Genomic DNA, 16,190 nt, shown 5'->3' on the forward strand with positions numbered 1-16,190 from the left:
TCACACATTCAATCTTAAAAAGCTTTTTACAATACTCATAACTTAATCATAACGGTTTATAGGTAGTTATAAGTCATGAGTACGAATGCAAAAGCATGGGTTGAAGAGATTGTTCTTCCTACTTACCCAACAGGTAAGCTTGACCCTAATCCTCTTTTTTTAGAGAACCGTGTTTACCAAGGCTCTTCTGGTTCAGTGTACCCATACGGGGTGATTGATAGCATTTCCGACGTTAAAGTCGAGCAAACCTATCAAGCGGTTTATATCGAAAATGATTATATAAAAATCATGCTGTTACCTGAGTTAGGAGGCAGGATTCATCGTGCATATGACAAAGTTAAAGGGCGTGATTTTGTTTATTATAATGAGGTGGTGAAGCCTGCACTGGTGGGTTTATTGGGTCCGTGGATCTCTGGTGGTATTGAATTTAATTGGCCGCAACATCATCGACCAACTACTTATATGCCAACGGACTTCACCATTGAACATCATGATGATGGCTCCGTCACAGTGTGGATGGGTGAAGTTGAGCACATGTATGGCCTACAGATCATGGCTGGCTTTAAGGTGTACCCAAATAAAGCGTTGATAGAAATCACTGGTAAGGTGTACAACGGAAATGAGACCCCTCGTCAGTTCTTATGGTGGTCGAATCCTGCGGTAAAAGGAGGAGACGATCATCAAAGTATTTTCCCACCGGACGTCACGGCTGTGTATGACCACGGTAAACGTGATGTATCTAATTTTCCTATTGCGACAGGTGAGTACTATAAGGTGGATTATTCACCGGGTACGGACATCTCGCGCTATAAGAACTTGCCAGTGCCGACGTCGTATATGGCAGATAAATCAGCATATGATTTTGTGGGTGCTTACAGCCATGATGAACAAGGTGGTTTGCTGCATGTTGCCAATCATCATGTCTCTCCGGGTAAAAAACAGTGGACGTGGGGCAATTGTGATTTCGGTATTGCATGGGATCGCCAGCTCACAGATACCAATGGTCCGTACATTGAATTAATGACGGGTGTCTTTACTGATAATCAACCTGATTTTACTTGGATTGAAAGTCACGAAGAAAAAATCTTTGTGCAACACTTCATGCCATATAGCAGCTTAGGCAATGTTCATAATGCGAATACTGAAGTGGTGATAAAGCTCGAGCGAACACAGGGTGCTATCCAATGGGCAGTATATGCGATTGCTGAAATCACTGATTATGCCTTGGTGATCAAAGACGCTGAAGACCCGTTGTTTGAATCTGCATTAACCTTGATGCCTGGTGAAACCCGTGAGGGACAATTTGACTATATCGGTAGTGATGCCTTGACAATGTCTGTGGTCTCGAAGGATGGGCACACTTGGTTGGAATACACCGAACATGATCATGTAAGAGATGAGCCTGCCCCTGAGTCTGCAACTGCGCCAGCCATGCCGCAGGATGTGGATAACGTCGAGGAACTGTTTTTCATAGGGCAACACTTACAGCAGTATCACCATGCGACGCGCAATTCGGTCGATTATTACCAAGAAGCGTTAACACGTGATCCGAACCATTACCAAAGCAATGTGGCGATGGCAGCTCTAGCTTATGAACGCGCTGATTATCATGCGACTATTGCTTACGCTGAGGCTGCATTAGTACGAGCTCATAAACTCAATAAGAACCCATTGTGTGGTAAAGCGAGTTATTTACGTGGTTGTGCCAACGAAAAGTTAGGGCGATTGGAGGAGGCGTTCAGTGATGTATTCAAGTCTACGTGGAGCGGCAATTGTCGTGACACGGGCTTTTATGCTGCCGCGCGTATAGCGACTAAGCAATCGAGATTGCGCGAAGCACTGGAATACGTTGATCGCACATTGCAGCTCAATGGCACGCATTACCAGGCGGCAACGTTAAAAGCCTATTTACTGACAGATCTCAATCGACATACTGAGGCTTTACAGTTTATAGATGATCAGAGCGGCAATCAGCCTCTTGGTTACGGATTGCTATTCCAGAAATATCAACTGACGCAGGCGGAAGGGGATTTACACGCTTTTAAAGCATTGATGAATGGGCGCGAAGCCAATGCGATTCACCTCGCGAATTTTTACCTATCGATAGGAGCAATAGAAAGCGCCAAAACACTTCTGATGTACTGCGGAAGCCAAGGGGCAATGACGTATATTTATCAAGCATATTTGTCGGATAGCCATCAAGAGGTCAAAGATTTATTGAGTACTGCGTCAAAAATATTTGCCGATAATGTGTTATTCCCGAATACGTTGACAGAAATCGCAGTACTTGAGGCATTCCCTGATAATGACTTTCCTCAATATTTATTAGGCTGTTTCTTCTATGCCAAGCGGGATTATACACGTGCAGTACGTCATTGGGAGAAGGTGCTGTATCTAAATCCAAACTATGCACCGGTACTACGAAACTTATCAGTACATGCGCACAACAAATGCCAAGATATAAATAAAGCGATCGAACTGATGTCATACGCGTTTGCATTAGCGCCTGATGATGCCCGTATTTTGTACGAGTTAGATTACCTCCATAAAGCGGCTGCCATTTCGCCAGCTGAGCGGTTACAGATTTTGAAACCACACCTGGATATAGTTGCTAAGCGTGATGATCTGACCGCCGAACTGTTAAATATATGTAATATCACTGGTGATCTTGATCGCGCCGCTGATTGTTTAGCTACTCGGCAGTTTCACCCGTGGGAAGGCGGTGAAGGGCGTATTACAGGCCAATTTGTGGTGAATAAGCTTCGGTTAGCGTTACGTCTGATACGTGAACAACGCTTCCAAGAGGCGATCGATTATTTGGAAGCTGCATTGCATTATCCGCATAACTTGGGTGAAGGGCGTTTAGTCGGTCAAACCGATAACGATCTGCATTATTATTTAGGATTTTGCCACCAGCAGCTTGATTTGCATGAACAGGCAACGGAGCATTTTAATTGTGCAATACAGGGAAAACAAGATATAGGCCAAAGTCGTTATTATAACGATCAACCTGCAGATTACTTGTTCTACCAAGCGGCAGCATTGCATCAATTGGGGCGTACCGATCAAGCGATAGCTATTTACGAAAACATGATTGTTTGGGCGGAAGCGGAATGCCATACGCCGGTTGAAGTCGATTTCTTCGCTGTTTCGTTACCAGCATTGATAGTGTTTGATACGGATACGCAAGCCGAACATATACAGCACTGCTTGTTTGTAAAAGCAATGGGGCAGTTAGGGCTGGCGTTGGTTACACAATCGGTGTCGCCGGGTTCTGATAGCAAAAAGGATTTTGAACATATATTGCAGACGTTGCTAACGCAATCGCCAGCACACACAAAAGCTAATTTATTCAAAGAAGTTGCAAAACATAGCTACGCATTTGATCTATACGGTCAGGCGTAATGGATAGGTCACCTCAGGGGTGAACTATCTCTATCTCCTGAGGTGACCACAACACACAATAATTTAAATAAAGTGTACCTCTACAAGGATTGATTATGAGTAAGACAAGCGATCAACTCAACATGAGAAATATATGGCTCATTAGCCTAGTTGCTGCATGCGGTGGGTTGTTATTTGGTTACGACTGGGTAGTAATTGGTGGTGCAAAACCGTTTTACGAAGCGTACTTCAATATTACTAGCGCTTCGTTGTCAGGTTGGGCAATGAGTTCAGCACTATTAGGTTGTATGGCAGGTGCGCTTATTGCGGGCACTGTATCTGACAAATATGGTCGTAAACGTCCATTAATTTTAGCAGCATTGTTGTTTGTGATTTCCGCATGGGGCACTGCGGCGGCTGATTCCTTTAATGCTTTTTTGCTGTTCCGTATTATTGGTGGTGTCGGTATTGGTTTGGCATCAGCATTGTCACCAATGTACATTGCTGAAATTGCACCAGCAGAGAAGCGTGGTAAGTTTGTGGCAATCAACCAGCTAACTATTGTGATTGGTGTATTGGCGGCACAAATCATTAATCTTATGATTGCAGAGCCAGTGGCTGCGGGCGCAGCACAAGCGGATATACTCCAAACATGGAACGGTCAAATGGGATGGCGTTATATGTTTGGCGCAGAGTTAGTACCAGCATTTGCTTTTTTACTATTGATGTTTGTAGTGCCTGAATCTCCACGTTGGTTGGTGAAGATGGGTATGGTGGGTCGTGCAAAAGACACACTACGACGTATTGGTAGTGACAGTTATGCAGAGCGTACGGTGGAAGAGATAGAAAGTACACTGTCGGCTGAAACACGTTCGTTACCATTTAGTGCATTACTCAAGCCTGACGTTAAACCCATTTTGATTATTGGTATTGTATTGGCTGTGTTTCAGCAGTGGTGTGGGATTAACGTGATCTTTAATTATGCACAAGAAATCTTTGCATCAGCAGGTTTTGATATTAATGATACGTTGAAGTCTATTGTGGCAACAGGTCTCATTAACTTGCTCTTTACGATTCTCGCAATTCCATTCGTTGATAAAATTGGTCGTCGCAAGCTGATGATTGTTGGTTCATTCGGTTTAACGGTGATTTATGGATTAATGTCAGCTGCGTATGCATTTGGCGTGCTGGGCTTACCTGTTCTGTTATTGGTGCTAGTTGCTATCTCGATTTATGCATTGACTTTGGCGCCAGTGACATGGGTATTGTTGTCTGAAATTTTTCCAAACAAAGTACGTGGTACTGCGATGTCAGTTTGTACCTTTTCCCTATGGGTTGCGTGTTTTGTACTGACTTACACTTTCCCATTATTAAATGCAGGATTAGGAGCATCTGGTAGTTTCTTACTTTATGGTGTGATCTGTGCCTGTGGGTTTGTTTTCATCTATCGTAGAGTACCTGAAACTAAAGGTCGTTCTTTAGAAGAATTAGAGAAAGAGCTGGTGGCACAAGCTGGAAATGTGGGTAAAAAAGTGAACGCGTAATCAACTGCGTTAGTTTGTAATAATGAAAAAGGTCGCCAGTTTGGTGACCTTTTAGGTATTTGTCTCTGCATTAAGCTGTTGTGTGTGAAGTGATTATTGAAAGAGTTCATCTAGTTCTTGTTCTACCCATAAATAACTCATACCCATTACCAACTCTACATTAGAAAGTGCACCATATGACACGAGTGTTTGGTCTTGTTTTCTAGCCGTTTTATCTTCGAATGGGTTATTCAGGGTTTGTTTAGTAATCGCTTTTAACCACTTATCTCCAAGTGCACATGTGTTGCCATATAATATTATTTTGTTGATGTCTAAGGTAATAAGAAAATTATACAATGACTGACCAACGATGTTAGCTGCGTGATTAGCCACGTCCTGTGCAATGGCGTCTTGCCGATCGTAACGTGTTACAAAATCATCAAATGATATAGGTACTGATTCTTGAGTGAGCTGTGATGTCTGCCGAAGATATTTATCACACAAAGCTTTTGAGGAGGCCTCGGTTTCTAAGCAGCCTTCACGCCCGCAGCCACAGGTGATGCCATTATCTGTGACTTTGGTGTGTCCGATTTGACCACTACCATACATCTTTCCACGGTAGATATTATTGTTAATTAGAAAAGAAGAACCAATTCCGTAATCGACATTCAGTACACAAAAATCTTGCCCGTCATGCCCATCTAACCATTTCTCAGCAAGCGCTATCATCACGCAGTCATTATCGACTAAAACGTCCACATTCAAACGTTGCTCTAAGATGTATTTTAGTTCGATATTTTCTGTCCACGGGGCTTGTGGCATGTGCATTGATGATCCAACGAGAGTATCAACTTGGCCATGTACTGCAATAGAGAGGCGATAGGGTGTTGCTCGGTTGACTTGTCGGCATGCGACGATCACTGACACTATTGCATCGATTAATTCGTCTGGTGTTGTTGGTGCAATAGCTTGGTTGATGAAATCAGAGCATGAGTTAATCTCGTTGTCTACCATTACAGCTTGAATGCAAGTGGGTGATACATTCAAGCAGATTGTATCTGGTCGATTCCGTGATACGTTGTATAGCCCTTTGAAGTTGCCTTTTCTCACATGAACTGTGGTTGTGTTTTCAACGCGCCCTTGTTCGATAAGAGCACCTATTATCTTACTGATAGCGGGAATGCTCAATTGTGTTGTTTGCGCCAATTGTGACTTACTCATCCCCTTATTTTTATACAACAAGGCCATGATCATACGGCTGTTATATTGCCGCACTTGTTGGTTGTTCAATCCTTTATGGATAGAGCCTGCAAACGTATTAGTAATCATTGTTTAGTATTCGTTGTGACATTGATATCGCTCAATGGTAAGCCCTGAATATACAGTAGTACATCAAGCTATCACAATTGGAAAAGGGTTTATCAATGGCAATTCACACACTAGAAAATGGTAGGCTGAAAGTTGTAATTAATGAGATGGGAGGGGTGATAGATCTCTTTACATATGGAGATGAACACCCGTTTGATATCCTTCGTCCGCGCATTCATGATGGTACGAACTTCGCAGGGAACAGCAGTTTATTCCCGATGTTGCCTATGGTAAACCGTATTCGTGATAATCAGTTTGATTGGCAAGGACTACGTGTAGTTTTGCCTATTAATGAGAGTGTTGATTCACATTTCTTTCTACATGGTAATGGTTGGCTAACACAGTGGCAATGTCAGGCTAATACTGAGTGTGAACATACGGTACTTAAGTTAGCGATGGCATCCAATATAGAAGGTGTATGCCACTACGAGGCAGAACAAACTTATAAGCTTGAAGAGGATCGTTTAACGATCACATTATGTCTCACTAACATTGATGATGAGGTATTTCCTTTCGGTATGGGGTTTCATCCCTTTTTCCATTGTTTACCCGATACCTTGATTAAATTTTCAGCACAAGGCATTTGGCTTGAAGATGTACATTATCTTCCGACTGATTTTATGGAACATATTCCAGATGTATTCAATTTTGGGCAGGGTAAAACGATACCAACAGTATGGATTAATAATGGGTACTACCTTGCTGAAGATGGCGTGAATATTATTTTGAAGCATCCCAATAGGGTAGCTGTGGTGGTAACCAGCCCATGCCGTTACCTGCAGGTGTATAAACCCACAGGGTACAGTGATTTTTTGTGTTTAGAGCCTCAAAGTCAGAGTGTCAACTCGCATAAGACCCTGTATTTAGATGATAGTTCTAACAGCTTATCTATACTCGCACCGCATCATAGCATGCATATTGTAATGACGATAAAAGTACATGAGTGGTAAACGTTTTATTATTTAGGGTATTGATTTAGTTTCTCTGTAGCAACGGCAAAATATTGAGTTGTAGGTTTGACTAGTGCTGTCCATGTCGTGAAACGCAGTGATCATAATAACGCGTGCATTAGGGCTAGCAGCTTTAAATTCTGGTAGCCCCTCAATGCCTGACTTACCATCCTTACGGATACCTAAAATACGCTTACCATACTAAGCAAACTCTAAAAAACAGTACCTAACAGGACTGTTTTATTCGTTAGTACCTATGAGTTGCTGGCGATTACAGCTCCCAGCCTTTTTTCAAACTTCGTAATAGAACCCTCACGCGCGAAATAACCCGCATTGCTTATTAATTCAACTCTTCCTGCCATTAATTCTACGGTAATCACATAATCTGTACTTATTTTCTACAGCCTCTTTGGTTGTGAATTCAATCACAGAAAATGACGCTGGTATAACAGCATACTAGGCACACCAAAACTTAGTCCTCTGTAATTGGAAGTATGATGAATTTTTCAGGTTTATACGCAGCAACACTGACTCCTTTTAATCTCGATGAAACGATTAACCATGATGACTTGGCATCGTTAGTGAAATTCAACTGTGAGAGTGGCTTAGACGGTTTATACGTGGGCGGCTCTACAGCAGAAGCTTTTCTTTGTTCTACCGAAGAGCGGATTCAGACCCTTGAGCTAACAGCAGAAGCTGCGACTGCAGATATGACGTTAATCGCGCATGTAGGTGATATCTCGACGAAGAAAAGTGAAATTTTGGCGCGCGCAGCAGGGGCGATGCCTTATCAAGCGATTTCAGCGGTCACGCCGTTTTACTACCCGGTGGCATTCAATGAGCTGAAGAAGCATTACAGTGATGTGATTCAAGCTGCGGGTAAACCCATGATTGTTTATAACTTCCCAGCTTTCGCGGGTATGAATCTATCGGGTGAGCAAATTAATGAATTGTTGAATATTGATGGTGTTGTCGCTCTTAAGCAAACGTCTGCCAACTTATATCAAATGGAACAAGTTACTCGTCAAAACCCTGAGAAAACAGTATTTAACGGGTTTGATGAAATATTGGCTTCTGGCCTTGTTGCAGGTGCAAATGGTGGTATTGGTTCTACTTATAATATTCAAGCACAGCGAATGATTGATATCCAAGCCGCAATTTTCACGAATAATGCGCAGCAAGCAACAGCCTTGCAACGTGAAGCGAATGTGCTGATTGATGCCTTAGTCGGTGCAGGTGTGATTCCTGGCTTGAAATATGTTTTGAAGCAAAAAGGCATTATTCAAAACGAGCATTGCCGCCGTCCATTGAATGTTGTGACTGATGAGCACAAAGCAACGTTGAATGCACTGATTGAGGCGAATGTATGTTAATTGGCCTAGACATAGGCGGAACCAAAATTGAAGGGGTCTGCCTTGACCCTTCAACGTACACCCTGATCAATAAGGTCAGGGTAGCGACGCCAAAAGATAACTATGCTGCTTTTCTTGATGCGGTTGTATCAACCATTGAAGCGTTATCAAGCGATCAAGCACCTATATCGGTGGGCATAGGTTGTTGCGGTTCGTTGAGTAAAGATACACAGCGTATGCAGGGCTCCAACTTGTTATATCTCAATGGTGAAGACTTCATTGGAGACTTGAAAGAATACATCACCTTACCGATTGCGATTGCTAATGATGCAGATTGTTTAGCTATTTCTGAGTTTAAATCCGGTGCGGCAAAACATGCTGAAAATTCTTGTATTGCCGTCATTATCGGTACGGGTTGTGGTTCTGGCATTATCATTAATGGTGACGTTGTAACTGGCCTAAATAACTTGGGGGGCGAGATGGGGCACAACCCATTGCCCGGCTATACGCAAGAGCAAGATGGTGAAGCGGTTACTTGCTATTGCGGGTCAACAAATTGTATCGAGTCGTTTTGTTCTGGTACGGGCTTTGAGCGTACCTATGCTGCCAAGCATGTGCCGTTAAAAGCTAAAACTATTTTTGAACAAGCCGAACAAGGTGATGCAGACGCCTTGCAGCATATTGATACCTATACCGATCAACTAGCGCGTTCACTGGGTAGCATTGTGAATGTTATTGACCCAGAGGTTATTGTGCTGGGAGGTGGTATGTCTAACCAAGGCTGTATTTATCCTTTGGTACAAGACAAATTGAGCCGTTACACCTTCAGTAAAGCGGTGGCCACCCAAGTGGTGAAAGCGGAACACGGTGATTCTAGTGGTGTGCGCGGTGCAGCAATACTCCCTCAGCTAAAAGGATTGGTCTAATGGCGAAGATCGTCAATGTTCGTCCAGTATTATTGAGTGCGCCTTACGGGTTTGAAGGCTGTGCAGAGAATGCCTTGCATTTACCGAATGGTATTCGTGGATGCTCCATGGTCGAGATCACCCTGGATAATGGTGTAAAAGGGCTGGGAGAAGGGTATCTGGGTGTTTTTGCACCGGATGTATTTACCAGTATTGCACGCTTGGTTGGCACTGCTATTACGGGTGATGACATCAGTAATGGTTACGGTGCTGTGTTGGCAAAAGCCAAAACTGTTACAGCATATTGGTCGTTACAAGGTGCGGCGCAGCATGTTATTTCGGCAATCGAAATTGCATTGGTGGATGCCTTATCCCGTGTACGTGAGATCCCAGCAGTAGAGCTGTTCGGTGGTAAAAAAGTAGAGTCAATTGCTATGTATGGCTCAGGAGGTGATTCGTTACATCCGCAATATATGGCGCAAGAGCTTGAACAGCTTGCACAACGTGGTATTCAAACGATCAAAATTCGCGCGCGTCATCATCAAGTGGCTAAAACTATTTGGACCATTGAAGCTGGTCGTCAATATGGTATTCGTGTTGCTGTTGATATGACACAGAATCTCTCGATTGAGGGGCAAACTGCCGAGCAAGTACAAGCTTTTTGCGACCTTATTCAGCGTGAAACTGGTGAAGAGTTGGTGTTTGTTGAAGAGTGCTTAGGTCTAGACAAACTGACCCAACTGCCTTTGTTAGCTTTACAAGAGGGCATAGCGGTTGCTGGTGGCGAAATTGTGACCACTAAAGAAGAGTTGTTCGACCGTATTGATACCAATTATTACAACGTGGTGCAACCCGACGCTTCTGTTTTAGGTGGGATTGGCGACACGATTGCTGTTTGTGAATACGCCCAGCAACGTAGCGTGAATCCTGTTGTGCACTCTTGGGGTGGGCCGGTTGCAATGATGGCGAATTATGTAGCGGCGTTTGCCACAGGATGCTCATTGATTGAATATCCGATGCCTCATTTTGAGCTGCGCAATGTCATGTGTAATCTTGAGTCTCGTATTCACGATGGCCACCTCCATTTAGGTGATGATATTGGCTTAGGTGTCACGTTAAGCGATGAGATTGAGGGGCAATTTCCTCATACCAACGATGCGCTGTACCACTGTTTTCCAATGGAAGACGGCTTACAACAATTAGAAGACAGTCATCGCCATTGGGTGAAAGCGTAATTTAATCACTCAGTATAAATCTCCGTTATTGAATGAGCCGATTAATCGAAGGGTCTTATGAACATTTATATTCATCCTGTATTGAACGAACGTGAAGCTAACTATTTAACACAACAACTCCCAGCAGATGTGTCCTGTCACTTTAATGATGGCAGCAACGTGTTTGAGGGGGCTAAAGATGCTGTTATTGCCATCGGTAATATTCCAACAGATTGGATCAATGACATGCCGTGCCTGACGACCATCTTATTGGATTCTGTCGGAACTGATAATTTTAATGGTTATGACTGGCCAGAAAACCGCAGTATCACAGTGTGTAACTTGCAGGGTTTCTTTTCCGCGTCTGTTGCAGAGGAAATTGTTGCGAATGTCTTGAGTATTTATCGTCAGCTCCCTGCATTGCAGATCGCTAAAGCGTCAAATGTGTGGGAAAAAGATGCTATTCGTTTTACCAAACGCCTTGTCGGTGAAGCTGATATTTTGATCTTAGGATACGGCAGTATTGGTAAACAAGCTGCCAAGCTGTTTGAAGCCTTTGGGGCGACCATTCATTGCTTTGATACGACAGACATGAAAGTAAATGGTAAGGCTGGCTTGATTGAAGCGGTGGCGCACTGCGACATTTTAATATCAACCATTCCAGCCACGGATACCACACATAATCTGTTGGACTGTGAAGTGTTCGACAAGATGCGTGCTGGTTCAATGGTAGTTAACGTGGGGCGGGGTCAAGTCGTGAATGAAGATGACTTGGTAGAAAAAGCATTGGCAGACAGCACATTTACAGCTTGTTTAGATGTGACGAAGCAAGAACCTTTGCCAACTCATTCACCGTTATGGACAACACCGAATATACATCTAACCCAACATACTGGTGGTGGGTGCGGCAATGAAAATACAAAGAAAATCGACGTGTATGTAAGACAAATTCACCGTTTGTTCAACGGCGAACCGTTACAAAACTGCGTGTCTTTCGAAAGAATTACTATGCAGTAAGAACAGCTCTACCTCTAAAACAATAATGAGAAACACTCTACACAAAAATAAGGACATAACATGAAAAAGCTCTTTACTCTAAGCATGGTTGCTACTGCGCTATTTGCTGCCAATGTGTCTGCTGAAACCCAACTGAAAGTGGGCTTTAATGAGGCTTACAATAGCCCTATTTACCACGGTATGGTGACAGCAGCCGATGAACTGAAAAAGATTTCAGGCGGAGAGATGACGTTACGCCTTTATGAAGGTGGGCAACTTGGCAATGTTCATGAAATGCTAGAGCAAGTGTCATTGGGTGAATTAGATATGTCGATGCAAGTCTTTGGTGGCTATGCACAATACCTACCTCGTCTAGGTGCATTAGAAACGGCGTACCTTGTGCGTGATTATAAACATCTATCTGCAATATTCGACAGCCCGTGGGGCATGGAAGCACGTAAAGAGCTTGAAACAGAGTTTGATCTTAAGCCTATTGATAGCTGGTTTTTTGGTGTGCGAGAAACGACCTCTAACCGTCCGATTAATTCCATTAATGACATGAAAGGCATGAAGCTGCGTACGCCGAACGCGAAAGCCTTGATCGATTATGCGAAAGGTGTTGGAGCAATCCCATCGCCAATTGCTTATGCAGAAGTGTACTTAGCGCTACAAACAAATGCCGTTGATGGTCAAGAGAACCCAATTTCATCTATTGAAGCGATGAAATTCTATGAAGTACAGCCTTACCTCGCAATGACTAACCACGTGGTGCAGGACCAGACAATCTCTATCTCGGGTGCACGTTGGAATAGCCTGTCTAAGCAAGAGCAAGATTGGTTAATGAAAGCGCTTGCGGTTGGAGGGGAGGAAGCAGAAAAATTAATTGTAGATGGTACAGAAAAAGACTTGGCGGCGTTTAAAGAAGCTGGTGTAACAGTCACTTACCCAGATTTAGCCCCATTCCGTGTAGCGATGAAGCCGTACTATGCGAAATTAGATAAGCAGTTTGGCGATAACTTCACGCAAACGCTGATTGATACACAATAACGCTGCTTGATACAGCTGCTCAATAATACTGAGTAGGGTGGTAGCCTCATGATGCTGCCGCCCGTTTAATGGTGATGGAAAATGAAAAATATTATAAGAAAAATGGAACTGATAGAGAAATACATTTCAGTTTCACTGTTTATTGCAATGTTACTAGTATTGACGGTTCAGATCGTGAGCCGCTATTTTTTTTCAATTGCAATTCCCTGGACTGAAGAGTTATCTCGTTGGCTATATATCTACATTATTTTTGTAGGAGCCAGTGAAGCGGTATCCCGTCGAGATCATATCGCAATTGACATTGTTCCAAATCGTTTGAGTGAATCAGCTAATTACGTGTTAGATATTATGATTCACTTGGTTTTTGCGGCTACCTCTGTTGTTATTATTTACCGTGGCTATTTATTTGCTCAACGTATGGATCGTTTAGGCTCTATCACAATGGATGTGCAAATGTCCGTCTTGTATATGGCTGTTCCACTGGGCTTCACCTTAATTCTGATAAAGTCCTTGTTGAATGTCGGTACCTCTTTCGCGGCATTACAGGATATGCGCGTGAACAAAAAACAACTTTCCCCATTAATGAAAACTGCGGATAAATAGGGATTTATTATGTTAGGTATTTTTTCTGGCTGGGGAGCACTGTTAGCTGTCGGTATGCCCGTTGCTTTCACGCTGTATGTTGTCTCCATTGCTTATTTACTTTTGAATACGGGGATAGCACTGTCTCCACAAAAAATCATTTCTGGCTTGAACTCATTTCCATTGTTGGCTGTGCCTTTTTTCATCTTCAGTGGCTTATTAATGAATTCGGCAGGTATTACCGACAAGATGTTCAATTTTGCCCGTAACTTAACAGGTCACTTCACGGGATCGTTAGGGCACGTAAATATCTTGGCAAGTTTGTTGTTCTCGGGTATGTCAGGATCTGCCCACGCAGACGCAGGTGGTCTAGGGCAGCTTGAAATCAAAGCAATGCGTGATGAAGGTTACGACGATGGTTTTTCGGGTGCGATTACTGCCGCATCGAGCGTGATAGGTCCATTGATGCCACCGAGTATTCCAATGGTGATTTATGGGGTGATGTCTGGCGCGTCAGTCGGTGCCTTGTTCCTCGCGGGGATTGTACCTGCACTATTATGTAGTGTCTCTTTGATGGTGATGGTCTATATCATTGCAAAAAAGAAGAACTATAAGGTTTACCCGCGTGCGTCGATGAAGATGATTTGCTCTTCGTTTAAAGAAGCATCTTTGGCTTTACTAACACCAGTGATTATCATTGGCGGTATTTTCTCGGGTATTGTAACGCCAACAGAAGCCGCTGTTGTAGCATCATTGTATGCCATGTTTCTCGGCTTCTTTGTCTACAAAGAACTGACGTTGAGCACCTTGGTGCGTTTAATTCATGAAACAGTGAATACATCGGCTGTTATTGGATTCTTGATTGGTGGCGTGAGCTTATTTGGCTATCTGATCATCAAAGAAGATATTCCGATGAAAGCTGCCGAGTTGTTCTTACAAGTAACTGATTCACCAATTGTGTTCTTGCTAATGGTTTCTGTGATGCTGTTTATTCTGGGGGCATTCATTGAAACTTTAGCACTACTGTTGATTCTGGTTCCGATTCTACTGCCAATTACTGTGCAGCTGGGTATAGATCCTGTGCATTTCGGTGTAGTTGTAGTGCTGAACATGATGTTGGGAATTTTGACGCCACCTATGGGGGTATCACTCTTCGTAGTATCTAAGGTCGGTAATATTCCTTATGAAACCTTGGCGCGTTCAGTCATTGTGTTCTTAATCCCTCTGATTGTTGTCTTGCTACTGATTATCTTCTTCCCGCAGCTTGTGTTGTTTTTGCCTAACATGTTGCTTTAAAACAATATAACAGAATTACCTGTATTTGACTTATAAGGCGCAACCCCAAGTTCACCGTGTGTTTGTAACTGACGATGCACGGTGACGACTTGATAGAAATTTTCGATTCCAATATTCATTTAAAAATAATCCAAATGACAGTGAGGATAGCAGTTAACCTGCTAAAACATCATGATTTTAACTACGATTCCTACCATTACCGCCAACACCAGGCCTTCAGCGCTTGAGCGTATTATTCTCGATGTGATGTCACGTGATCCTATGCAGTTTGCTACAGGTATCAATGCGATCGACGGCGAGAATGTTTTCGTTAATCGAATCAGTGGTACGACAAAGCAAGTGGATGACGCATTATCAGAAATTCATAGCCGTTATATAGATGTCCATATTGTGCTAGCAGGGCATGAGCAGTACGCCGCGCCTCTCGCTACCGTAGATGTAGATAATATACCGTATTTTAATATTGATAATGATGCTGCACTACAAGCGGATATTGCCAATGAGCAAGTGTTCACCTTGATGGAGCATCAATGTGTCACTTTTTTTCCTGGCGAATGGCATAGACCGATGCTTTGCGTTGAAACCCCCAGCTCCATTGAAAAAATCGTGATCAAAGTTAAGGCGGATTGGCTATGAAGCTGAAGGAAAGCACAGTAACTATTAAAGGTAATTGGGCAACGTTATTGCTGCCAATAGAAAATGAAGCCATCAATTATATGTTGCTGGCAGAGCAGATCGATTATTTCATTGCAGCTGGCGTGGATGGTATTTATTCCAATGGGACTGCTGGAGAGTTTTATACCCAAACTGAAGAAGAGTTCGAGCGTATCAGTGAGTTGCTTGCGACGAAATGCAGTGCTGTTGGTATGCCGTTTCAAATTGGTGCATCTCATTGTCATCCACAAGATGCGGTGAGGCGTGCGCAATTTGCAGCAACTTTGCAGCCAACTGCTATTCAAGTGATCTTACCTAATTGGTTTCCGTGTAATACTCAAACTGCATTGATCTTCCTCCGAAAAGTGGAAAGTGTGTGTCAAGGTATCCCCATTATTTTATACAATCCTCCTCATGCTAAAGTGTGTTTAACCGCGGAACAACTTCGTATTATGTTTGATGAGATTGATACCGTAGTTGGTTTTAAGCTGCCAAGAATTACTGATGAAATCGTTGCTACAGGATTACCGCAAAAGGCATCTATTTTTGTTGCTGGTCATTTTCTTGCGACCGATGCGTATGTTGGAGCAAAAGGTGCGTACTCAAATGTGTGTTGCTTAGGCCCGAAAGCAACACAAACATGGACTCAGCAGTGTTTGATGTTAGATCCACAAGCGCTTGAAACCGAACAACGTATACAGCAATTCATGAACGAAGAAATTGCACCGTTTATACTTGAAGAAGGGTACTGTAATGCAGCTGTCGATAAGTTTATGGCTACGATGGGAACATGGAGCGGCATTACACCAACTATGCGATTTCCATTCGAGAGTGTGCCAGTGGAATGTTTGAAAAAAGCGCGGCAAGCACAAAAAGCATTGATTCCTGGTTTTGACCAGTAAAGTTTTAAGATATTATG

Annotated in this window: 14 protein-coding genes; 12 read left to right on the top strand and 2 right to left on the bottom strand. The window is 43.1% G+C overall.

Annotated features, from left to right (window positions below; translation table 11 throughout):
• Positions 1-75 precede the first annotated feature (75 nt).
• Together C9J47_RS05070 and C9J47_RS05075 are read left to right on the top strand one after the other, a co-directional pair.
• Complete coding sequence (locus C9J47_RS05070; RefSeq protein ID WP_107252518.1) at positions 76-3,405, top strand: DUF5107 domain-containing protein; 3,330 nt, start codon at positions 76-78, stop codon at positions 3,403-3,405.
• 95 nt (positions 3,406-3,500) lie between these two features.
• Positions 3,501-4,928 carry a sugar porter family MFS transporter gene (locus tag C9J47_RS05075; protein ID WP_107252519.1) on the top strand — a complete coding sequence of 476 codons (1,428 nt, stop codon included), beginning with the start codon at positions 3,501-3,503 and terminating at the stop codon, positions 4,926-4,928.
• A 93-nt stretch (positions 4,929-5,021) separates the two neighbouring features.
• Here C9J47_RS05075 and C9J47_RS05080 read toward each other — a convergent pair whose 3' ends face one another.
• Positions 5,022-6,236 carry an ROK family transcriptional regulator gene (locus tag C9J47_RS05080; protein ID WP_107252520.1) on the bottom strand — a complete coding sequence of 405 codons (1,215 nt, stop codon included), beginning with the start codon at positions 6,234-6,236 and terminating at the stop codon, positions 5,022-5,024.
• Positions 6,237-6,331: 95 nt separating this feature from the next.
• On the opposite strand from C9J47_RS05080, the gene C9J47_RS05085 reads away from it, so the two are divergent.
• The 8 genes from C9J47_RS05085 to C9J47_RS05120 all read left to right on the top strand — a co-directional run bounded on the left by C9J47_RS05085 (position 6,332) and on the right by C9J47_RS05120 (position 14,617).
• On the top strand, positions 6,332-7,225 hold the full coding sequence (locus C9J47_RS05085) for an aldose 1-epimerase (protein WP_107252521.1): 894 nt from the start codon (positions 6,332-6,334) through the stop codon (positions 7,223-7,225).
• A gap of 494 nt (positions 7,226-7,719) precedes the next feature.
• Positions 7,720-8,598 (top strand): N-acetylneuraminate lyase, encoded by an 879-nt coding sequence (locus tag C9J47_RS05090; RefSeq protein ID WP_245903288.1) that lies wholly within the window; start codon positions 7,720-7,722, stop codon positions 8,596-8,598.
• A complete protein-coding gene (locus C9J47_RS05095; RefSeq protein ID WP_107252523.1) occupies positions 8,592-9,503 on the top strand; it encodes an ROK family protein in 912 nt (303 codons plus the stop codon). Before C9J47_RS05090 ends, C9J47_RS05095 begins: the two co-directional genes overlap by 7 nt.
• Positions 9,503-10,717 (top strand): enolase C-terminal domain-like protein, encoded by a 1,215-nt coding sequence (locus C9J47_RS05100; protein ID WP_107252524.1) that lies wholly within the window; start codon positions 9,503-9,505, stop codon positions 10,715-10,717. The genes C9J47_RS05095 and C9J47_RS05100 overlap by 1 nt, the downstream gene beginning before the upstream one ends.
• Positions 10,718-10,774: 57 nt before the next feature.
• Positions 10,775-11,713 (top strand): NAD(P)-dependent oxidoreductase, encoded by a 939-nt coding sequence (locus C9J47_RS05105; protein ID WP_107252525.1) that lies wholly within the window; start codon positions 10,775-10,777, stop codon positions 11,711-11,713.
• A 60-nt stretch (positions 11,714-11,773) separates the two neighbouring features.
• Complete coding sequence (locus C9J47_RS05110) at positions 11,774-12,739, top strand: sialic acid TRAP transporter substrate-binding protein SiaP (RefSeq protein ID WP_107252526.1); 966 nt, start codon at positions 11,774-11,776, stop codon at positions 12,737-12,739.
• 81 nt (positions 12,740-12,820) lie between these two features.
• The gene (locus tag C9J47_RS05115; RefSeq protein WP_107252527.1) at positions 12,821-13,342 is read left to right on the top strand and encodes a TRAP transporter small permease; all 522 of its coding nucleotides are present in this window, start codon (positions 12,821-12,823) and stop codon (positions 13,340-13,342) included.
• 9 nt (positions 13,343-13,351) lie between these two features.
• Positions 13,352-14,617 carry a TRAP transporter large permease gene (locus C9J47_RS05120; RefSeq protein WP_107252528.1) on the top strand — a complete coding sequence of 422 codons (1,266 nt, stop codon included), beginning with the start codon at positions 13,352-13,354 and terminating at the stop codon, positions 14,615-14,617.
• On the opposite strand, the gene C9J47_RS27435 is transcribed toward C9J47_RS05120, so the two are convergent.
• Positions 14,614-14,736, bottom strand: coding sequence for a hypothetical protein (locus C9J47_RS27435; protein ID WP_281258903.1), 123 nt, complete (start codon positions 14,734-14,736; stop codon positions 14,614-14,616). The two genes, C9J47_RS05120 and C9J47_RS27435, sit on opposite strands and share 4 nt — an antisense overlap.
• A 52-nt stretch (positions 14,737-14,788) precedes the next feature.
• Between C9J47_RS27435 and C9J47_RS05125 the strand changes: the two genes are divergently transcribed.
• A complete protein-coding gene (locus C9J47_RS05125; RefSeq protein WP_107252529.1) occupies positions 14,789-15,253 on the top strand; it encodes a NanQ anomerase/TabA/YiaL family protein in 465 nt (154 codons plus the stop codon).
• A complete protein-coding gene (locus C9J47_RS05130) occupies positions 15,250-16,173 on the top strand; it encodes a dihydrodipicolinate synthase family protein (protein ID WP_107252530.1) in 924 nt (307 codons plus the stop codon). The genes C9J47_RS05125 and C9J47_RS05130 overlap by 4 nt, the downstream gene beginning before the upstream one ends.
• The last annotated feature ends 17 nt before the right edge of the window (positions 16,174-16,190 follow it).

This window comes from Photobacterium indicum (assembly GCF_003026215.1).
In the GTDB taxonomy this organism is placed as follows: domain Bacteria; phylum Pseudomonadota; class Gammaproteobacteria; order Enterobacterales; family Vibrionaceae; genus Photobacterium; species Photobacterium indicum.